The sequence below is a fragment of the Aeromonas sp. 2692-1 genome (genome assembly GCF_013085505.1).
GTDB lineage: Bacteria > Pseudomonadota > Gammaproteobacteria > Enterobacterales > Aeromonadaceae > Aeromonas > Aeromonas hydrophila.
Window position 1 is genome coordinate 3,840,968 of record NZ_CP038513.1, and the last position, 19,084, is coordinate 3,860,051.

Sequence of the window (19,084 nt, forward strand, 5' to 3'; positions counted from 1 at the left end):
CTCCTTTACTTCAACTGCAGCAGGACGTCCGAGATGTGGAAGCTGTACATGAGCGCCAGCCCGATAAAGCCGGTGGCCAGCAGGTAGTAGAGGGTCGGCAGCGCGGTCTTGCGCAGCGTCGCCCCCTCACGGCCGAGCAGCCCCACGGTGGCCGACGCCGCCACCACGTTGTGAATGGCAATCATGTTGCCGGCGGCGGCGCCCACGGCCTGCAGCGCCAGCATGGCGGCGGTGGAGACCCCCAGGGTCTGCGCCACCTCAAACTGGAACTGGCTGAACATCATGTTCGACACCGTGTTGGAGCCGGCGATAAAGGCCCCCAGCGCACCGATGGTGGCGCTGAGCGCCGGGAAGAACTCCCCCACCAGCCCGGCGGCAAAATTCGCGGTGGTCACCGGCATGCTGGCGAGATCCGCCCCGTTGACACCGGAGTTGATGAAGATGCGCACCATGGGCACGGTGAAGATCAGCACGAAACCGGCGCCGATCAGGGTGCGGCTGGACTCCCCCAGCGCGCGCCCGAAGGGGGCGAGAGAGCGCGATTGCAACAAGGTGGCGAGCAGGGCGCAGAGCACCAGCAGTCCCCCCGGCAGGTAGAGCGGCTCAATGGAGGCGCTGACCCCCGTCTCTCCCAGCAGATCCGTGAAGGCAAGGCTCACCGACAACAGGCTGGCCTTGAATGCCGGGCTCACCCGGCTGGCCACCAGCAGGAGCGCCAACGCCACATAGGGGAGCCAGGCCAGCAGCAGCGACATGGGGCGGGCGGCAGCCTCTTTGAGATCTAGCTTGAGGGAGCCCAGCCACTCGGCGGGCCACTCCTGCTCGGGAGTAAAATCCCAGCTGGTTTTTGGCACCAGAAAACCGGCTCGCGCCGCCGTCACCACCAGGGCCAGCCCCACCAGCCCGCCGATGAGGGACGGGAACTCGGGGCCAAGCAGCATGCCGGTGAGGGCATAGGGCACGGTGAAGGCGAGCCCGGCGAAAATCGCAAACGGCAGGATGGCGAGCCCCTCGGTCCAGCTGCGGTGGCGGCCGAAGAAGCGGGTCAGCATCATCACCATCAGCACCGGCATCAGGGTGCCGACCACGGCGTGAATCAGGGCCACGTTGGTGGTCACCTGCTGCAGGTAGACCTCCCAGCTGCTGCCGCCGGCAGTCAGGGTCTGGCCGATGGTCTGGCTGTCGAGCCCTTTGTTGATCCCCACCAGAATGGGGGTGCCCACCGCACCGAATGAGACCGGGGTGGACTGGATCATCATGCCGAGCAGCACCGCGGCCAGCGCCGGAAAGCCGATGGCCACCAGCAGCGGCGCCGCGATGGCGGCCGGAGTGCCAAAACCGGAGGCCCCTTCGATAAAGGCGCCGAAGCACCAGGCGATGATGATGGCCTGGATGCGCCGGTCCGGCGAGATGTTGGTAAAGCCGCCGCGAATGGCGCTGATGGCGCCGGTGTGCTTGAGGGTGTTGAGCATCAGGATGGCGCCGAACACGATCCAGAGCACGGTCACCGTGATCACCAGCCCCTGCAGGGTGGAGGCAAAGACCCGGGTCGGGCTCATCTGCCAGCCCCACAGGGCAATGAACACGGTCAACAAAAAGGCGACGGGCATGGCGCGCTTGGCGGGCCAGTTGAGGCCGACCAGCAGCACGGCGGCCACCAGGATCGGCGAGAAGGCCACCAGGGCCAGCAGGGTGTCTGTCATCATTGCGTCCTTGTCCGAGCGGTGCAGAGGCGCACCTTGTTGTTGTTTTGTTAAGCGGACGTGACCTTACCCTGTTCCTTTTTCGCGATATATGGAAATAATGAACAACATTCGTTCCAAAAGTTGATCAATATGGCCAGTACTGACGACCTCATCCTCTTCGCCCAGGTGGTGGAGGCCGGCTCCTTCAGCAAGGTGGCGGAACAAAATTCCCTGACAAATTCGGTAGTTAGTAAACGGATTGGGCGCCTGGAGGAAGAACTCGGGGTGCAGCTGCTCTATCGCACTACCCGCAGGCTCACTCTGAGCGAGGCGGGCAAGGAGCTCTATCAGGGTGCCAAAAATGTGAAGGCCGCCGCACTGGACGCCTTCGATGCGGTGGCGGGTTTTGGTGAAAAGGTGAGCGGCCATGTGCGAATGTCGGTGCCCACCATCTCCGGCGAGCTGCTGCTGGCCGATGCAGTGGCCGATTTTTGCCAGCAGCACCCTGGGCTCACGGTGGAGATGTCGCTGGACAACCGCTTCGTCAATCTGGTGGAAGAGGGGTTCGACCTGGTCATTCGCACCGGCTATCTGGATGACTCGAGCCTGATTGCCCGCCACATCCTCGACTCCCAGTGGGTGATCTGCGCCGCCCCCGCCTATGTGCGCCGTTTCGGGGCACCGCGCGAGCCGTCAGACTTGCTCACCCACAACTGCCTGCGCTACGCCTACCAGAGCACGGGGGCCTCGGAGTGGGCCTTCAAGGGGGAAGAGGGCAACTATCTGCTGTCGGTGTCGGGCAGCTTTTGCACCGACAACGCCGGCGCTCTGCGCAAGGCGGCGCTGGGGGGGCGCGGCATCGTCTATGTGCCGCGCTGCCTGGTCTATCACGATCTGATGAACGGCGAGCTGGTGGATCTCTTCCCCGATCAGGTGGGCAAGAAGCTCGGCATCTACGCCGTCTACCCCTTTACCCGCCAGCCACCGCGCAAGATCCGGCTGCTGATCGAGCACATCCGCCAGCGCTACCTCGACATCGCCCACTACTTTGGCTGACGGGGGATGGCGCTCATCCCGTATCAACGGGGGGCTTTTTTGACCCGGACGGCAGAGTTGCCTACCATGGCCCTCCCCTTTACCGCTCAGGACCAGCCCATGTGCACCGTCTTCTCCGGCCAGGATCCCACTCACTACGCCTGCACCACCCGCTCGGTGCGGATCTGCGGCCACAGCACCAGCATCCGGCTGGAAAACAAGTTCTGGACCATCCTGGAGCAGCTCTGTCAGGCCCAGGGGCGCTCCATGGGGCTGTTTCTCTCCGAGCTCTATCAGGAGGCGCTCGGCAACGGCATGGAGATGAGCAACTTTGCCTCCCTGCTGCGCTGCTCCTGCCTGGTCCATCTGGAAGCAAGACAGGAGCCGGACGTTGCCGCCTGAGGAGCCGCAGCTTCCTCATGAAAAAAGGGGCCGCAGCACCAGGCTGCGGCCCCTTCTTATTCCACTCTTCAAGCTCAGGCGAAGCGGTCGGCCCGCTCGATGAACTCGATCTGGTAACCGTCGGGGTCGGTCAAAAAGAACAGCCGGGCCAACAGGGTGCCCTCATGGTGCATCGCCTTGACCGGCGCAGGGGCCAGACCCAGCGCCGTCAGACGCTGATGCGACGCCTCGATGTCTTCCACCGTCACCGCCAGATGGCCATAGCCGTTGCCATGGCTGTAGGGCTCGGCCTGGCCGTGGTTGTGCGTCAATTCGAGTTCGAAACCACTCTGGTCATTGGCAAGGTAGGTGAGGGAAAAACCGTCGAAGGGGAAGTGATCCCGCACCGCCAGCTCGAGGGCCTCGCGGTAGAAACGCACGGATCTATCCAGGTCGCGAACCCGGATCATGGTGTGGACGAGTTTGGTCATAGGGACTCCTTGGTGATGGGAGTCACAGGGTAACCAAGGGCTCAGTCGGCCGGGTAGTAGTGGACTAGCACCCGGAAATTGGCGGCCAAAACCTGACATGACCTCGCAGACTCAAGCCACCAGGGCCGCATCAAATCGGCGGCTGGCGCCGATTCAGCCAGGCTGGGCGGTGAGAAAGGCCAGCGACTGGCGGTTGAAGTGCTCGGGCTGCTCCACGTTGCAGACGTGGCCACAGCCGTCGATGATCTCGAGCCGGCTGTAGGGATCGCGCGCCACCTGCTCGCGCACCGACGCCAGAAACATGTGATCCTCCTCCCCCATCACATAGAGGGTCGGAATGGGCAGGGCCCGCTCCTTGAAATAGCGCATCAGGGGATTCACCTCGGTGGCGAGGCGAAACCAGCGTTTGAACTCTTTTTGGCACAATTTGCGCGCCTCGCGCACGAACAGGTTGCGCGACTCCTGATGGTGCTGACGGGGCATGATGATGAAGGCAAACAGCCGGTAGAGCCACATGTAAGGCAGGATGTGCTGGCCGAGGCGACCGAGCTGCACCAGCACCCGCGAGCGGATGTCGAGCCGCAGAATGGCGCCGCCCAGCACCATGCTCTTGACCCGCTCGGGACAGAGCTCCGCCAGATGGCGAATGAGGATGGTGCCAAGGGAGATGCCGACGAAGTGGGCACGGCGAATGTTGAGGTGATCGAGCAGTTGCAGGATATCCTCGGTCACCGCCCGAAAGCTGTAGTGACCCTTGATCACCTGCTGCAACTTGTGGGACTGGCCGTGACCGCGCAGGTCCAGCAGCAGCACGTTGAAGTGTTCGCGATAGGCGCGCAGCTGCTTGAACCAGATGGAGGAGCTGCCGCCCGCCCCGTGCACGAATACTACCCAATCCCGCTCGGGACCCAGCTCGAAGGTCTTGTGATACAGCATCTTGCGACTCCCTCATCAACGGCATTGGGGTATAGTAGGCGCGCATCTTAGCAGATTTTTTCACCCGACTAATACGTTTGCACCGCAAGCGGCCAGGAGCATGACCATGGAGTTGACCCGTTTGAGATCCTTTCTGCTGACCCTGCCGGGCGCTCAGGAGGATACCCCCTTCGGCCCAGAGATCCTGGTCTATCGCATCGCCGGCAAGATGTTTGCCCTGCTGGACTGGCAGGCCGAGCCGCTGCGGCTGAACCTCAAGTGCGAGCCCGAGCTGGCCCTGCTGCTGCGCGAACTCCACCCCGAGGTCAAACCGGGCTGGCACATGAACAAGCAGCACTGGAACACGGTCACCTTCAGCGACGGCCTGGCCGACGATCTCTGGCAGGGCTGGGTGCATCACTCCTACGAGCGGGTGGTGGCTGGTCTGCCCAAGGCCAAGCGCCCGCAGGCGCCACAGCGATGAGCCCCGCCATGGCGGCAGAGCCCAGGCTCGTCCAGCTGAACGAGCAACACATCCCCGCCCTTTGCGCCCTGTTCGAGCAGTCGGTGCGAAGGATTGGCCCGCTGCACTACAGCCCGGAGCAGGTGGAGCAGTGGGCCCTCGGCGCCCATCATCCCGGCTTTGCCGGCCAGCTGCGCGAGCACCATGGCTGGGTGTTGGAGCAAGGCGGCGAGCCACTCGGTTTTGTCACCCTGAGCCAGGATGGCCACCTCAGCCTGCTCTATGTGAGCGCCGATCACCCGCGCCGGGGCTATGGCGGCCTGCTGCTGGCTGCGGCCCTCGCCGAGGCAAAACGGCTCGGACTCCCACAGCTGACAACAGAAGCCAGCGCCTTCAGCTATGGGCTATTTTTACGGTATGGCTTTGAGCTGACCGGATTGGAGAGCGTGGAGCGCGGCGGGGTCGGTTTTATCCGTTATCGCCTGCACTGCTGCTTGCCAAGCTAGGTCCAGCCACTAAAATACGCACAGTTTTTTCGTATTGTTGAGGATTGAGGCCGCCATGGTTGTAGAAAGCGAAGGCTATATCGCCCTGATTGAGTATCTGGTGGAGAGTCTGGGACTGTTTGAAACCCAGCAACAGAGCAGTGGTGAACAGACCATCGAAGATCTGGTGAGCGGCCGGGTGGCCAGCAACCTGATGGCCATCTGCGAGCAGAACCCGCAGCTCGATCCCAAGTTGCGCTTCGTGATCATGCAGGAAGCCGATGCGGTGGTGGCCGATCTGGAAGAGGTGCTCTCCGCCGTCTGGCTGCGCGCCCCGACCCCGGAGCAGAAAGCCTTCCTCGAAGAGTTCATCGACCTCATCAAGAACCTGTTTGACGGCGCCATCAGCTGATCACAATGGCGAACGCCAAGTTCGCCACTCCCCCGCAAATGTCCCGCACCGCAAACATGAAAAGGGCCGCCTTCAACGGGCAGCCCTGCTTGCTATCATTTCAACTCATCAAGCTTTTCAATGACTTTTATGAATTTTCGAGGCAAGAAATGTGTCTGGTCTTAGCCGCCATCCATGGTGGCTACTAGGTTAGGCAAAGCAGGTTCAATTTAGTTCCCGCTCATGACACATTTTTTTATGATTTTTTTCACTCTCCTGACAAAGCCCGATAAAAAGGCCGCAAACGCGGCCTTTTTCTTTTCACCATCAATGACAAGTCACAGATACCCGTCATCTTCACCTAGCGGTTGAGGCTCGGTGGCAAGCAGACGCCGATGCCACCCAGGCCGCAATACCCGTCCGGATTCTTCTCCAGATATTGCTGATGGTAATCCTCGGCGTAATAGAAGGGTGCCAGCGGCAGAATGCGGGTGGTGATGGTACGCCCGTCACCGCTCGCCGTCATCGCCTGCTGGTAGGCGGCCAGACTCTGCTGGGCAATCGCCCCCTGGGTGTCGTCCCCGAAGAAGATGACGGAGCGGTACTGGGTGCCGATGTCGCCGCCCTGGCGCATGCCCTGGGCCGGATCGTGCTGCTCCCAGAACAGCTTGAGCAGATCGCCGTAGCTGATCACCTTGGGATCAAACACCACCTGCACCGTCTCGGCATGGCCGGTCAATCCGCTGCACACCTCCTTGTAGGTGGGATTCTGGGTCACCCCGCCCTGATAGCCGGCGGCGGTGGAGTAGACCCCGGGCTGCTGCCAGAACAGGCGTTCCACCCCCCAGAAGCAGCCCATCCCGAACCAGGCCACCACCATCCCTTCAGGCCAGGGTCCCTGAGTCGGGTGACCATTGACCGCATGCTGCTGGCCAATCACCATCGCCTCGCGGCGTCCCGGCAGCGCGTCTGCCGGCGAAATAATCTGTTCCATGCACCCTGTCCTTGTATAAAAACCTGTGCGATCGCACAGCTGACGAAAAGGAATATCGAAGATAACAGTTTATGGGCCGGGATCAACCTGAGGCGAACCCTCACACCGCTGACACCCCTGCCCCGCCTGGTGTCGCCGCTGTTCGGGCCGCCAGGCCGCCCCGATAACAAAATCGCGCCAAATCAATATTTAATCTTGATTTGTGCATTTATTTTCATATATTGAGCCCATTGCTGTTTTTTTATGGAAGAAGCCTCAAGTGCGTGAACGCGAACCCAGCCTGGTCTATGCCTTTCGGCAGTCTACCCCCTACGTCAATGTGCACAGAGGCGCCACCTTCGTGCTGATGATGGGGGGGAGGCTCTCTGTCACCCCAATTTCGCCAATATCGTCAGCGATATCGCCCTGCTGCAAACCTTAGGGATACGCCTGGTGCTGGTATTCGGCTCCCGTCCGCAGAACGACGAGGCGCTGGCCCGTGCCGGCATCGAGGCCCAGTACCACAAGCGGATCCGGGTCACCGATGACGAGAGCTTCGCCATCATCAAGCAGGTGTGCGGCGGCTTGCAGTACGACATCACAGCCCAGCTCTCCATGGGGCTCGCGAACACTCCCATGCAGGGTGCCCGCATCAGCGTGGTGAGCGGCAACTTCGTCACCGCCCAGCCGCTCGGGGTGGATGACGGCATCGATTTTTGCCACAGCGGCCGGGTACGCCGCATCGACGTGGAGGGGATCACCCGCCAGCTGGATCAGAAGAGCCTGGTGCTCATCTCCCCCATCGGCTGCTCGGTCACCGGCGAGAGCTTCAACCTGAGCTCGGAAGAGGTGGCCCGCCGGGTGGCGGTGGATTTGAAAGCGGACAAACTCATCTGCTTCAGCAGCACCCAGGGGGTGATGGACCGCCACGGCGAAGCCATCTCCGAGCTCTTCCCCGAACAGGCCGAAGAGCTGCTGGTGGAGCTGGAGCAGGCGGGGGAAGAGATGTCCGACACCGCCCGTTATCTGCGCGCGGCCATCGCCTCCTGCCGCGGCGGCGTGCCCCGATCCCACCTGGTGAGCTATCAGGATGATGGCGCCATGCTGCAGGAGCTGTTCAGCCGCGACGGCCTCGGGACCCAGATAGTGCGGGAAAGCGCCGAGCAGGCACGCGCCGCCACCATCGAGGACATCGGTGGCATCCTGGATCTCATCCGCCCGCTGGAGGAGGAAGGTATTCTGGTGCGCCGCTCCCGTGAGCAACTGGAGATGGAGATCGACAAGTTCACCATCATAGAGCGCGACGGCCTCATCATCGGCTGCGCGGCGCTCTACTGCTTTATGGAAGAGGCGATGGCGGAGATGGCGTGCGTCGCCATCCACCCCGACTACCGCAACTCCAACCGGGGGGATCAGCTGGTGGCCAAGGTGGCCGAGCGGGCGAAACGGCTCGGGATCCGCCGCCTGTTCGTGCTCACCACCCGCTCCATCCACTGGTTCCGGGAACGGGGCTTCGATCCGCTGGAGGTGGAAGATCTGCCGGTGGCGCGCCAGCGCCTCTACAACTGGCAGCGTCGCTCCAAGGTTTTGTCAAAGACAATCGTATAAGCCATTGATTTTGCGTTGGCTTGGCTGACTTTTTGAACTTTTTCACAAACTCGATTGACAGTGCAATCCAACGCAAGGTATTTCTAAATGCACTCCACCGCCCTGGTGGAGCCAGAAGAGGAGCGCTGCCCAGGCAGCCCGAGGGAGGACACCAGTGTCCGGTGAACTTGGGTCAGGGGGAGCAGCGCCGAGACATCTGAGGCAACTGGATACCTCAGTGTCGGCTGCGGGGGCTGAATCCCCCGGGTTGTCATCGGTAGTGGTCATCCCCCACCGCGCCCCGTCAGGGGCGGGTACGGGATGGGCTCTGCGGGTGGAGTGCTTCTGGCCGGGATAGCTTCGATCATTCCTGCCATTTTCAGCCTCCTCCTCTCTTTTTGCCCGATGGATCCGGATTTTCATATTAAGACAGGAGTAAGCAATGAGCCCGATCAATGTCGCCAAGTTTGGCGGAACCAGCGTCGCCAACGCGGCAGCCATGAACAACTGCGCCGATGTGGTGCTGGCCAACCCAGCCACCCGGGTGGTGGTACTGAGCGCCAGCGCCGGCGTCACCAACCTGCTGGTGGCACTGGCTCAGGGCGATCTGGACGAGGCGGGCCAGGAGGCACAACTGGCCAGACTCGCCGAGATCCAGCAGGCCATTCTGACGGAGCTGGGCGACCCAGGCGATCTGAGTGACCTCATCCACGGCCAGCTCGGCGAGATCCGCACCATGGCGCGCCAGGCCCATCTGCACACCGATGCCGAGCTGGCCGACAGGCTCATCGCCTGCGGCGAGCTGATGTCCACCCGCCTCTTTACCGAACTGCTGCGCCAGCGTGGCGTGAAGGCCTGCTGGCAGGATGCGCGCCAGCTGCTGCGCACCGACAGCCGCTTTGGCAAGGCCAGCGTGGATCTGGCTGCCACCCGCGCCCTCTGCCAGGCCGCGCTGGGCCCCCTGCTTGGCGACAGCCTCATCATCACCCAGGGCTTTATCGGTGCCGACGGTGATGGGCGCACCACCACCCTGGGCCGGGGCGGCTCCGATTACAGCGCGGCCCTGTTGGCCGAGGCGCTCGACGCAGGAACCATCGAGATCTGGACCGACGTGCCTGGCATCTACACCACGGATCCGCGCCTGGTCACCCGGGCCCGCCCCATCCCCGAAATCAGCTTCGTGGAGGCGGCCGAGATGGCCACCTTCGGCGCCAAGGTGTTGCACCCGGCCACCTTACAGCCAGCGGTGCGCCAGGACATCCCGGTGTTTGTCGGCTCCAGCAAGGATCCGGCCGCCGGCGGCACCTGGATCCGCGCCAGCACTCGTACCAATCCGCTGTTTCGCGCCGTGGCCCTGCGCCGCAACCAGGTGCTGGTCACCCTGCACAGCCTCAACATGTTCCACGCCTACGGTTTTCTGGCCGAGGTGTTCGGCATCCTGGCCCGCCACCGCATCTCGGTGGATCTCATCACCACCTCGGAGGTGAGCGTGTCGCTGACCCTGGATCACACCGGCAGCCAGAGCAACGGCGAGCCCATCCTCGGCGACAAGGTGCTGGCGGAGCTTGGCCAGCTGTGCAAGGTGCAGGTGGAGACGGGGCTGGCGCTGGTGGCGCTCATCGGCAACCGGATGAGCGAGGCGGCCGGGGTGGGCAGTCAGGTCTTTGACGCCATTCGCGAGCACAACATCCGCATGATCTGTTACGGCGCCAGCGCCCACAACCTCTGCTTTCTGGTCAAGGAGGACGAGGCAGGCCACATCGTCAACCGTCTCCACCAGGAGCTGCTCGACTGATGTACTGACACCGCATGGAAATAAAAAGAGGGGCCGGCTGGCCCCTCTTTTTATATAGGGTGATACACAGATGCGATATGAGTACGGTTCTCCCTAGCCCACCAGGGTCGGTACCGGCAGCAGGTTGGCCCGGATCTGCTCGCGCAGCCCTTCCAGTCGGCTCAGCAGCGCCGCCTGACTTAAGCCCGCCTCGTCGGGGCCCAGGTTGTCCACCAGCTCGGCGAAGTGTTCGGTCACCGCCTGCTGCAACCAGTCGAGCCGGCGCAGGGTGAGCGGGCCGCAGCTCTTGCCGCTGAGATCGTCGGCAATGTCGAGCCGATGGCTGCGATACATGTCGCGCCACCAGTTGGCAACCAGCGCTTCCTCGCTGGCCAGCGCCGAGCGCCACTCCCCCAGCAGGCTCTGCAAGCGGGCCAGCACCGGTGCGCTCGCCCCCTCCCGGGTCAGGTGTTGCAGCTCCCGCTGCGCCCAATTGATGCACAGGCCGCGCCAGTAGCGAAACTGCGGCAGCGGATCCGGTTCGTCGAGCCACAGGCCCGAGAGGGTGCGGGTCTCCAGCCGCTCCGGCACGTGAAATGCGGGATCGGTGAGGCCGTTGGAGTTGAATTCATGGCGGGGGTCAAAGGGCCACATGTAGCCAAAGTCGAACACGCTGATCTGCTGACCGTCGTCGAGCAGGTTGCCGGGGCTCGGATCCCAGTCGAACCAGCCCCAATGGGCCAGCTCCGCCTGCACCGCCAGCATCTGCGCCAGGTTGCGCTCGTTCAGTTCATGCACCGGCACGCCCCGCAGCCAGGGGGAGACCAGCACACCGGCGCGGGCCGAGCCAAAACAGGTACAGACCACGTTGGCCAGGATGGTGGGGTGCAACTCCCGCAGGGCCTCAATCTCGCGGCGGCGCTCCAGCTCGGTCAGGAAGGCGGTTCTGCCGTCCACGTTGGCCACCAGGGAGTCGTGCCGGCGCCGCTTCAGGCACCAGTGATGTCCCTCCACCTTGAGGTGGAACACCTCGGCGGTGAGGCCGTGACGATAGACCTTGAGCACCGCCGGATGATCCTCCTTGAGTCGCACCAGCTTGGCCACGGACAAGGGACAGTCCTGCTCGCGCCCGATCCGGATCTCCTGTTTGCTCTCCAGCATGCGGAGCAATCTTGCCTGACGTGCCGCTACTTTGGGATTCATACATGTACCTCCATCCATATTGAGAGACTAAGCAGCAAGGCAGAGGCAGGCCAGCGGCAAAGCGCCATGATGACGCTTTCATCACAGAATGAGTGCGGCCCCCGGATCGGGATCACAGTTTGCATGGTTTCACGGTCACGCAATGTTCATTGTTTGGTCATTAAATTGACAACAAGGAACAAGCCCATCACCATCGGGTCAAATTAAATGCAGCAGCAATGTTTCATCGTCACTCGCTCAAAGGATGAGCCCATATGAAAGCCCCCACTTCAGCGCGCTTGTCAGCCAGGGTGCCCGCTCTGCCCTCCGTGCTGCTCGCCATGCTGGCCGCGCTGCTGCTGCTGACCCTGTTGCTGCCGCAGATCAACCCTGCCAGCTGGCTCGGCCGGGCCCAGCCGCTGGTGCTGGGGCCGGCGGACAACCCCATCGCCACCCTCACCCGTCACGCCCTGCTCTACAAGAGCGACAGCCGCGGCCTCTATCTGGTGGTTCGCAGCCAGTGGCAGTTGCGCGGGCCGCTGCAGGAGGGCGACAAGGTCAGGGTGGAGCTGCTCAATGAGAGGGGCGAGCGCATCGATCAGCTGAGCCAGCCGGTGGACAAGCGCCAGCAGTGCCGCAAGGGGCGCTGCACCCTGGATCTCAACAGCACCCTGCGCGCCCCCGACGACGCCCTGGCCAGCCGCTATCAGCTGCGGATCGGCCTGCTGCTCAAGGAGAGGCCCGAGAGCGGTGAATTCAGCCAGATCCTGCAGACCCTGCCGGAGCGGGGTTTCAACCTCACCTATCTCTGCACCAGCCTGCTGCTGGTGCTGGCCCTGAGCGCCGCCGTGCTGAAGGTGGTGCTGCCCACCCTCAGGCGCAATCTGCGCTGGCGCATCGCCGGCAGCCTGCTGCTCGGCAACCTCACCTTCGTGCTGCTGCACGGCTTCGTGGTGTTCAAGCTGGGGGAGTTTCTGCTCTGGTCAGGCTTTCGCCCGGAGCACTACTACCTGGCCTGGGGCAGCATGGTGCTGGGCTGGAGCCTCTGCGCGCTGGCGGGCTTCAACCTCTATATGGGGCTGGTGTTCACGGCGTTGTCCGGCATCGGGCTGCTGGCGAATTTCATGAAGATCGCCATCTACGGCGTGCCGCTCGGGGGGGACGATCTCGGCAACCTGGTGGCGCTGCTGCGCATCCTGCTGGAGCAGCACCCGGTGCTGCCGCTGCTGGGCGGCGCACTCGCCCTCTTCTTGTGCTGGCGCTTCGCCCTGTCGCGCTGGATCCTGCGCACCCTGGCCGCCACCGCCGCCTTCTTTGCGCTGTGCGTGTTCGCCACCCAGACCGGCAACAAGCTGCTGGGGCCCAACATTCGCTACGTGGACAGAGCGGTCAACTACCACAGGGACATCATCCGCTCGGGGCCCGGCCTCTATCTGTTCAACCTGGTGGACGAGATGCTGCAAAGTGGCAGCGTGTTTCGCTATCCCTTGCAGATCAACGAGTTCACCCCTCAGCTCAGCCACGTCAGCCTGAGCCAGCCGCCCCGTTTCGATCTGGTGATCGTGCTGCAATATGAATCCCTCTGGCTCGGCTGGCAGGGCAAGATCTGCGCGCCGCCCCCCACCCTGAGCCTGCCGGCCAGCGTGCAGCAGTGGCACAAGACCATCCACTCCCCCACCACTGGCGGCATGACGGTACTGGCGGAGTTCGAGATGAACACCGGTCTGCCGGTGGGGCTGCTCAAACAGGGGGTGGTGCCCTACTACTACCTCTCGGAGCAGGTGCCGGGCCTGGCGCAAAGTGCGAAGCAAAGTGGCTACCAGACCCTGTTTGCCCACCCCTATGTGGAGAAATTCTGGGGCCGTGCCAAGGCGATCCCGGCCCTTGGCTATGAAGAGCGCTGGTTCGATACCCGCTTCTCCACGCTCGAACACAAGGGGCTCTATATCTCGGACGATGCCCTCATCGACCACCTGCTCAAGCGCAGCGAGCAAGATGAGCAGCCGTTGTTTGCCTACGCGGTCACCATGCAGGGGCATGGCCCTTTCGACGGGGATCGCTACCAGGCCCAGCAGCTCGACAAAGCCTGCCCGGATCAGAGCGACGCCGATCGCCAGCTGCTCAACACCTACTACACCGGCGTGGTGGATGCCATGGCGTCGCTGGAGCATCTGCTCACCAGCCTGGATCGCTCAGGCAAACGCTACCTGGTGGTGGCTTTTGGCGATCACCAGCCGTTCCTGATGTCCGCCGGCAAGGGCATTCACGGCGACAAGCCGCCCCGCGATGCCAGCTACCAGATCCCCATGATGGCCTTTGCCCGCGCCGATGACTCCCTCAATCTGGCGACACAGTTTGCCCCGGTACGCCAGCTCTATCAGATGGGCCAGGCCACTCGCCAGCTGCTGGCAGGCGACATGACCCCCATCCCGGATCTGGCCCTGCTCCACCCGGTGCTGGGAGAAGAGAAGGGATTCGATGTCTCGCCCCTGGTACCGCAGATCCGCGCCAGCTTCCGGCCCGACGCCCTGCCCTGAGCCCCGCTACCGCGGGACAGATGACAAAGAGGTCGCCCAGGCGACCTCTTTGTCTATTTGCCAATGCGGCCATGGCAGCCGCAGCGGGCTCACTCGCCGAGCCAGGGCTCGCACAGGGTGAGATGCTGGGCATCGAGATCCAGCATCGCCTCGATGCCAAGGGGCAGGGTCTGCATGGGGTGGGTATGGGCGCAGTCATACTCCGCCAGAATGGGGAAGGTCGGCTCCCCCACCACCTCCAGCAGGATGTCGAGCGGCCGCCGGCCGCTGCCCTGACTGTCGAACAGCTCGTGTTTGCCGAGCACCAGGGCACCGATGCGATCAAACACCCCGCACAGCTTGAGATGGGCAAACGAGCGCTCCACCGTCGCAGCCAAATGGAGGCTGTCTTCCAGCAGCAGAATGTCCCCCTGCTCGATGGCCGGCATATAGGGGGAGCCCCAGATCCCCGCCATCGTATTGAGGTTGCCGCCGATAAGCCGGCCACGCACCCGACCGGTGCCCACCGAGATCAGTCGGTTGGGTTGGCACTGCTTGGCCCGGGTCTGGTTCTCCCAGTCAAGCCGCTCCTCGGTCCATTGCGCCGGGGTCGGCACTGTGTGGGGCACGGCAGCGCCACCGGCCTGGCAGATCTGGCGAAAGCCCGCCAGCGTCTCGTCCACCAGCGGCGAGAGCTCGCCGAAAGAGGCCACCAGCGCAGGCCCGTAGAAGGTGACGAGGCCAGTGCGGGCATGAATGCCGAGCAGCAGGGCCGTCACGTCGGAGTAACCGATGACTATCTTGGGATCGCGCTTGAGTGCATCAAAATCGAGGTGGGGCAGCAAGGCGTTGGAGTTGTTGCCGCCAATCACCGACATGATGCAGCGCACCTCTGGATCGCGAATGAGGGCATTGAGCTCGTCAGCCCGGGCGGCGATGGAGCCGGATCGCCAGTGATCCTGCTGGCCGGTGAGGCTGCCCGCCTTGAGTCTGAAGCCCTGCCCCTCCAGAAACGCCCCGGCACGGGCAAAGCGGTTTGGCGCCCAGGCGGTAGCCGCACTGGAGGGAGAAAAAAAGCCGATGGTATCGCCGGGCCTGAGCCCCGGCGGTTTGAGCAGAGCCATGAATTGCGTACTCCCTGACAAAGATGATGGAGCCCCGCTCCCGGGGCCGACGGACAAAAATCGTCTCCATCCTAGTCCAGTTCCAGCGGACGTCACAAGTGGTCACCTTGGGTCTTTTTGTTCATAAAAACAAAACGACTGATTTGAAATTGACAGATATCCCGAACAACAGCCCCTGCCTAGAATGGCCCCACTCCGCTCGTCAGCCCCGCGCTGGCATTTTCGACACGACTCGGCACTGCCGGCTCAGCGATGAGGCCCACATATGAACAGAACCATCTCTCCCCACGCATTGGTCGTCGAAGGCGGCGCCATGCGCGGCATCTTCGCCAGCGGCGTGCTGGATGCCTTCATCGAGCACGATTACCACCCTTTCGACTTTGCCATCGGCGTCTCGGCGGGCGCCACCAACCTGCTGGCCTATCTCGCCAGCCAGCATGGTCGCAGCCACGACATTCTGACCGAGCTGGCCTGCCGCCAGGAGTTCATGGATCCGCTGCGCTTCGCCAAGGGGGGCAATCTGGTGGATATCCACTGGCTATGGCACACCAGCTGTCGCAAGTACCCGCTGGACGTACACAGCTATCGGCAAAGCGGCATTCCCTTCTACGCGGTGGTGACCAACACCCTGACTGGCAAGGCGGAGTACATCCGGGTCAAACCGGAGAACATGAACGAGGTGCTGCCCGCCAGCTGCGCCATTCCCCTCGCCTCTCGTGAATACCCGGAGGTGCACGGGGTGCCGATGACCGATGGCGGGGTGGCCGACTCCATCCCGGTGATCGAGGCCTACCGGCGCGGCGCCCGTCATATGACGGTGATCCTCTCCGAACCACTGGGCTATCGGCTCAAACCGATGCCCTTCCCCTGGATGATCCGCACCCTGCTAAAACTCGCCCCGCCCTGGCGCAGGCACTGGAGCAGCGGGATCGCAGCTACAACCGGGCGCTCGATTTCATCGCCCATCCGCCGGCGGACTGCCAAATAGAGGTGATAGCGCCGGCCGACTACTTCCCGGTCTCCCGCTTTACCCGTGATCCCGACAAGCTGGAGCTCGGTTACGTGATGGGCAAGTGCGCCGGCTATCAGGCCGCCCTGCTCAACTAGCACCGACAGAGAGTGACGCAGCCGGGCAACAGGCCGGCTCGTCCAACATCGCAACCCAGCCGTAACCTCGTTTGGGGAAGCAGAGCATCAAGGTCGACAACCGGTGGGGATCTGTCGTCGGCCAGCGCGTGGCTCCGCTTCCCCTTTTTTCTTAGCCGCACAAAGAAGCGGCGCAAGCCATCGCCTACGCCGCTGTTACCCCCAGATGAACTGTCGGTTATTCCAGCGTGATCGGGCCGGTCGAGCCCGCATCCGTATCCTGCCAGCTGCTTTCGCTGCGCACTCGCGGATCGCCCTGCAGGGTATAGAGGATCATCCCCTGACTAAACTGCAGGGCACCGTCGGTGCGCTTCGCCTTCACCTTGACCTCGTTGACCCACACCTGCTCCTTGCCGTCGATCCGGATCTCGGCCACGGTCTGACCGGTACCGCTGTTCTTGGCGGTCCACTTGCCCTGATAGGGAGAGTTCCCCTTGGCCATCGGTAACGCGGCCGCCTTGCCTGCCGACCAGGATTGCACGGTACAGATGCCATTGGCGCGGTTGTCGTGCTTGATGGCGTAGTCGATGCTGGGCTCGCTGGTGGCGGAATCCGAGGTGATGCCGATCATGATCTTGCCGCTCTGGGCCGAATAGGCATTGGGGGCATCGGTTTTCAGGGTAGCCTTCTTGCCGTTGATGTAGACGTTGCCCCCTTCTCCCTTGACCTGGATATTCATGGGGCAGCTGGCGCTGAAGTTGGGCACGGCCGCCGCAACGCTGCCAGCATGGGCGGTGATGGCCAGGGTGATGATGGTCAACAGAGCTGATTTCTTGTGCATCTTGATACGCCTTGAGAGAGATGAAATTCATCCATGCTGGATGTCGTCCTGATGGCGCACACTCTAGTGCTGACAGCTTACCGCCGCCCAGTTAAAAAATATGAAATCGGCAGCGGGCCATTATTAAAAAATATTAAAGATAACAATCAACAAGTTATGAGCATACATTGACACATTTTCCGCTGATGGCCAGGGAAGCGGCACTGCCAGCACCCACAAAAAAGCCGATAACCAGGTTATCGGCCTTTGCCAAAGCAGGGGGAGCGCAGGCTTAAACCAGCACGGCGGTTCCGCTGATGCTGACCATCAACATGCTGCCGCTTTGTCCCACCACCTCGTAGTCGATGTCGATGCCGACCACCGCATTGGCACCCAGTGCCGCGGCGCGCTCCTTGAGCTCGTCGAAGGCGATTTCCCGGGCCCGGGCCAGCTCTTTTTCATAGGCGCCGGAGCGGCCGCCGATGATGTCGCGGATGCCGGCGAACAGATCCTTGAACACGTTGGCGCCGAGAATGGCTTCGCCCACGACGATGCCGCGGTACTCGCGAATGGTCTTGCCTTCCAGGGTGGGAGTAGTTGAGAGGATCATCTTGCTTTCCTTGTGGAGTGTACTGGGGAGACAGCCTAAAGCAGCGCAAGAGACCAGGCAAGCAGGCAGACTCGATACGTGCCAGCCCAGACCCTAGCTGATCGTGCCCCATATCCCACAGCCAGTGTCCGATGACAGGCCTGTTTACCGGCAAACGTTATCGGCAAAAGACAACGCCGGGCCGTCGACACGCCCCGTGCAGACGCCCCTTTCATTAGCCGATCCGGCTCAAACATCAAGTGACAAAACTATCAGTTGTGGCCCATTTTGCCTTTCCCTAGGGTGAGTCTGTCCCGGCACCAGCGCGGGGACAGACCCACTTCGTCACGAGGAGAGCAGCATGATGCAGCAGGATACCCGACTACCTCACCCCACCCTCGCACTGGGGGCATGTTCCCCCGCCAGTCCGCTCGCCGACACCGCGATGGAGGCCATGTCATGACCACGATCGCCACCCTGGATCTGGGGGATCAAGGTCTGCTGGCCGCCTACCTGTCGGCGACCTCACCCGCCCTGCTCAACCAGACCTATGCGAACTTGCTGTTGATGCAACAGTCCTTGGCCAACAGCGAGATCGACTCCACCCTCGCGGTAAAAATCGAGGCCTACCAGGCCCAGATGATGAACCAGGCACGCTATTACCAGCAGACCAACCTGTCCGGCCTTATCCATCTGCTGAGCAATGGCTCCAACTTCTACGCCCTGATCGCCGCGTTCAACCGCCTGCTGGGTCAGGAAGACGACGCCGCCGTTCTCGCGGGCGGGGCCCGGCTGGGACAGCAACTGACGTCCCTCGTCGATCAGGCCCAGAGCTACCGGCTCAATGCCCAGGCACTCAATACCCGCGTGCAGGTGGCCTGGGGTTCCCTGCGCCCCCTGATGACCCAGTTCAACGGCGTCATCACCCAGCTCGAGCAGGATCTGATGGCCGACGCCAAGCGTCAGACCGAGATCATTGACACCCTCAACAAGACTATCGCCGCCAATATCCAGGCGATCGTCGATGAGGGTGGCAAGGCCGGTGAAGGGGTCAACCAGCTAGGGCGGGCCATCGTCACCTCGCTGACGCTGGAGCAGAAACCGGCCGACAAGGGGGCCAAACCCGCCACGTCGCAGGAGATAGCCAAAGAGACTGATCAGCAGACCCAGTACATGATCTCCGGCCTCGAGGCGCTCTCCTCAGGCATCGCTGGCTCCAGCCAGGCGGCCCGCGAGCTCAAGACCAACACCGACAAGCTGGCCCAGGCCTACCAGGCGCTGGCCGCCACCAACACCCTGCTGAGCGTGGCCAAGTCGGTGCAGGCGCAAAACCAGCTGTTTGTCGACAGCTACAACCGGGTTGCCGACACCGTCACCCAGTTGCCCGCAGGCTGGCAGAAGGTGGCCGACGCCTACCAAGGGGCCGTGCCCGTGGTCACTGACCTCAACAGCCCCGACGACGTACGCCAGCTGCGGCGCACCGTGGCGCTCAACACCCAGTCCTGGCAGCTGCTCTCGAGCCAGGTTGACGACATCAAGGCAGCCTACGCCGGCAACGGCATCCTGCCCGACGCTTAATCCCACCAC

The 19,084-nt window shown here is 62.8% G+C and carries 17 protein-coding genes, 2 pseudogenes and 1 riboswitch; of the genes and pseudogenes, 11 read left to right on the forward strand and 8 right to left on the reverse strand.

What is annotated here, in order from left to right; all coding sequences use genetic code 11:
* Positions 1-5 precede the first annotated feature (5 nt).
* Positions 6-1,703: an L-lactate permease gene (locus E5E97_RS17930; RefSeq protein WP_171280695.1), complete on the reverse strand. Its 1,698-nt coding sequence runs from the start codon at positions 1,701-1,703 to the stop codon at positions 6-8.
* Between the two features lie 60 nt (positions 1,704-1,763).
* Between E5E97_RS17930 and E5E97_RS17935 the strand changes: the two genes are divergently transcribed.
* Positions 1,764-2,741 carry a LysR family transcriptional regulator gene (locus E5E97_RS17935; RefSeq protein ID WP_075384208.1) on the forward strand — a complete coding sequence of 326 codons (978 nt, stop codon included), beginning with the start codon at positions 1,764-1,766 and terminating at the stop codon, positions 2,739-2,741.
* Between the two features lie 66 nt (positions 2,742-2,807).
* Positions 2,808-3,122 carry a ribbon-helix-helix domain-containing protein gene (locus E5E97_RS17940; protein WP_080761621.1) on the forward strand — a complete coding sequence of 105 codons (315 nt, stop codon included), beginning with the start codon at positions 2,808-2,810 and terminating at the stop codon, positions 3,120-3,122.
* 74 nt (positions 3,123-3,196) lie between these two features.
* Here E5E97_RS17940 and E5E97_RS17945 read toward each other — a convergent pair whose 3' ends face one another.
* The gene (locus E5E97_RS17945; protein ID WP_171280696.1) at positions 3,197-3,592 is read right to left on the reverse strand and encodes a VOC family protein; all 396 of its coding nucleotides are present in this window, start codon (positions 3,590-3,592) and stop codon (positions 3,197-3,199) included.
* Between the two features lie 153 nt (positions 3,593-3,745).
* Positions 3,746-4,528 carry an alpha/beta fold hydrolase gene (locus tag E5E97_RS17950; protein ID WP_171280697.1) on the reverse strand — a complete coding sequence of 261 codons (783 nt, stop codon included), beginning with the start codon at positions 4,526-4,528 and terminating at the stop codon, positions 3,746-3,748.
* A gap of 106 nt (positions 4,529-4,634) precedes the next feature.
* Here E5E97_RS17950 and E5E97_RS17955 point away from each other — a divergent pair, with 106 nt between their 5' ends.
* From E5E97_RS17955 to E5E97_RS17965, 3 genes are read left to right on the forward strand one after another with little or no spacing between them, the layout of a single operon-like run.
* Complete coding sequence (locus E5E97_RS17955; RefSeq protein WP_016351046.1) at positions 4,635-4,991, forward strand: MmcQ/YjbR family DNA-binding protein; 357 nt, start codon at positions 4,635-4,637, stop codon at positions 4,989-4,991.
* Positions 4,988-5,476, forward strand: a complete 489-nt coding sequence (locus E5E97_RS17960; RefSeq protein WP_171280698.1) for a GNAT family N-acetyltransferase — start codon at positions 4,988-4,990, stop codon at positions 5,474-5,476. Before E5E97_RS17955 ends, E5E97_RS17960 begins: the two co-directional genes overlap by 4 nt.
* Before the next feature lie 55 nt (positions 5,477-5,531).
* Positions 5,532-5,867 (forward strand): DUF3802 family protein, encoded by a 336-nt coding sequence (locus E5E97_RS17965; RefSeq protein WP_024944925.1) that lies wholly within the window; start codon positions 5,532-5,534, stop codon positions 5,865-5,867.
* 340 nt (positions 5,868-6,207) lie between these two features.
* Here the strand turns inward: E5E97_RS17965 and msrA are convergent, their stop codons facing one another.
* Complete coding sequence (gene msrA, locus E5E97_RS17970) at positions 6,208-6,840, reverse strand: peptide-methionine (S)-S-oxide reductase MsrA (protein WP_171280699.1); 633 nt, start codon at positions 6,838-6,840, stop codon at positions 6,208-6,210.
* Positions 6,841-7,099: 259 nt separating this feature from the next.
* Between msrA and argA the strand changes: the two are divergent.
* Together argA and lysC are read left to right on the forward strand one after the other, a co-directional pair.
* A pseudogene (gene argA, locus E5E97_RS17975) lies at positions 7,100-8,427 on the forward strand (amino-acid N-acetyltransferase).
* A gap of 107 nt (positions 8,428-8,534) precedes the next feature.
* Positions 8,535-8,759, forward strand: a riboswitch (Lysine riboswitch).
* 89 nt (positions 8,760-8,848) lie between these two features.
* On the forward strand, positions 8,849-10,201 hold the full coding sequence (gene lysC, locus E5E97_RS17980) for a lysine-sensitive aspartokinase 3 (protein WP_171280700.1): 1,353 nt from the start codon (positions 8,849-8,851) through the stop codon (positions 10,199-10,201).
* Positions 10,202-10,294: 93 nt separating this feature from the next.
* Here lysC and E5E97_RS17985 read toward each other — a convergent pair whose 3' ends face one another.
* The gene (locus E5E97_RS17985; RefSeq protein WP_171280701.1) at positions 10,295-11,383 is read right to left on the reverse strand and encodes a hypothetical protein; all 1,089 of its coding nucleotides are present in this window, start codon (positions 11,381-11,383) and stop codon (positions 10,295-10,297) included.
* A 254-nt stretch (positions 11,384-11,637) separates the two neighbouring features.
* On the opposite strand from E5E97_RS17985, the gene E5E97_RS17990 reads away from it, so the two are divergent.
* The gene (locus tag E5E97_RS17990; protein WP_171280702.1) at positions 11,638-13,899 is read left to right on the forward strand and encodes an LTA synthase family protein; all 2,262 of its coding nucleotides are present in this window, start codon (positions 11,638-11,640) and stop codon (positions 13,897-13,899) included.
* Between the two features lie 89 nt (positions 13,900-13,988).
* Here the strand turns inward: E5E97_RS17990 and E5E97_RS17995 are convergent, their stop codons facing one another.
* On the reverse strand, positions 13,989-15,002 hold the full coding sequence (locus E5E97_RS17995) for a S66 peptidase family protein (RefSeq protein WP_171280703.1): 1,014 nt from the start codon (positions 15,000-15,002) through the stop codon (positions 13,989-13,991).
* A gap of 265 nt (positions 15,003-15,267) precedes the next feature.
* On the opposite strand from E5E97_RS17995, the pseudogene E5E97_RS18000 reads away from it, so the two are divergent.
* Positions 15,268-16,109 (forward strand): annotated as a pseudogene (locus tag E5E97_RS18000) (patatin family protein).
* Between the two features lie 217 nt (positions 16,110-16,326).
* Here E5E97_RS18000 and E5E97_RS18005 read toward each other — a convergent pair.
* Entirely contained in the window at positions 16,327-16,929 is a 603-nt protein-coding gene (locus E5E97_RS18005) for a hypothetical protein (RefSeq protein WP_171280704.1), read from the reverse strand.
* A 33-nt stretch (positions 16,930-16,962) separates the two neighbouring features.
* On the opposite strand from E5E97_RS18005, the gene E5E97_RS18010 reads away from it, so the two are divergent.
* Positions 16,963-17,100: a hypothetical protein gene (locus E5E97_RS18010; protein WP_171280705.1), complete on the forward strand. Its 138-nt coding sequence runs from the start codon at positions 16,963-16,965 to the stop codon at positions 17,098-17,100.
* 100 nt (positions 17,101-17,200) lie between these two features.
* Here the strand turns inward: E5E97_RS18010 and E5E97_RS18015 are convergent, their stop codons facing one another.
* Positions 17,201-17,518, reverse strand: a complete 318-nt coding sequence (locus tag E5E97_RS18015) for a heavy metal-binding domain-containing protein (protein ID WP_011706400.1) — start codon at positions 17,516-17,518, stop codon at positions 17,201-17,203.
* A gap of 438 nt (positions 17,519-17,956) precedes the next feature.
* Between E5E97_RS18015 and E5E97_RS18020 the strand changes: the two genes are divergently transcribed.
* Positions 17,957-19,075: a hypothetical protein gene (locus tag E5E97_RS18020; RefSeq protein WP_171280706.1), complete on the forward strand. Its 1,119-nt coding sequence runs from the start codon at positions 17,957-17,959 to the stop codon at positions 19,073-19,075.
* Positions 19,076-19,084: the final 9 nt, after the last annotated feature.

Excerpts from the sequence above, each read along its gene's own strand:
- E5E97_RS17965 (WP_024944925.1), top strand. The coding sequence starts at position 5,532 with ATGGTTGTAGAAAGCGAAGGCTATATCGCCCTGATTGAGTATCTGGTG.
- E5E97_RS17930 (WP_171280695.1), bottom strand. The coding sequence starts at position 1,703 with ATGACAGACACCCTGCTGGCCCTGGTGGCCTTCTCGCCGATCCTGGTG.
- E5E97_RS18005 (WP_171280704.1), bottom strand. The coding sequence starts at position 16,929 with ATGCACAAGAAATCAGCTCTGTTGACCATCATCACCCTGGCCATCACC.
- E5E97_RS17960 (WP_171280698.1), top strand. The coding sequence starts at position 4,988 with ATGAGCCCCGCCATGGCGGCAGAGCCCAGGCTCGTCCAGCTGAACGAG.
- E5E97_RS17990 (WP_171280702.1), top strand. The coding sequence starts at position 11,638 with ATGAAAGCCCCCACTTCAGCGCGCTTGTCAGCCAGGGTGCCCGCTCTG.
- E5E97_RS18015 (WP_011706400.1), bottom strand. The coding sequence starts at position 17,518 with ATGATCCTCTCAACTACTCCCACCCTGGAAGGCAAGACCATTCGCGAG.
- E5E97_RS17995 (WP_171280703.1), bottom strand. The coding sequence starts at position 15,002 with ATGGCTCTGCTCAAACCGCCGGGGCTCAGGCCCGGCGATACCATCGGC.
- E5E97_RS18020 (WP_171280706.1), top strand. The coding sequence starts at position 17,957 with ATGACCACGATCGCCACCCTGGATCTGGGGGATCAAGGTCTGCTGGCC.
- E5E97_RS17985 (WP_171280701.1), bottom strand. The coding sequence starts at position 11,383 with ATGAATCCCAAAGTAGCGGCACGTCAGGCAAGATTGCTCCGCATGCTG.
- msrA (WP_171280699.1), bottom strand. The coding sequence starts at position 6,840 with ATGGAACAGATTATTTCGCCGGCAGACGCGCTGCCGGGACGCCGCGAG.
- E5E97_RS18010 (WP_171280705.1), top strand. The coding sequence starts at position 16,963 with ATGCTGGATGTCGTCCTGATGGCGCACACTCTAGTGCTGACAGCTTAC.
- E5E97_RS17940 (WP_080761621.1), top strand. The coding sequence starts at position 2,808 with ATGGCCCTCCCCTTTACCGCTCAGGACCAGCCCATGTGCACCGTCTTC.
- lysC (WP_171280700.1), top strand. The coding sequence starts at position 8,849 with ATGAGCCCGATCAATGTCGCCAAGTTTGGCGGAACCAGCGTCGCCAAC.
- E5E97_RS17950 (WP_171280697.1), bottom strand. The coding sequence starts at position 4,528 with ATGCTGTATCACAAGACCTTCGAGCTGGGTCCCGAGCGGGATTGGGTA.
- E5E97_RS17945 (WP_171280696.1), bottom strand. The coding sequence starts at position 3,592 with ATGACCAAACTCGTCCACACCATGATCCGGGTTCGCGACCTGGATAGA.
- E5E97_RS17955 (WP_016351046.1), top strand. The coding sequence starts at position 4,635 with ATGGAGTTGACCCGTTTGAGATCCTTTCTGCTGACCCTGCCGGGCGCT.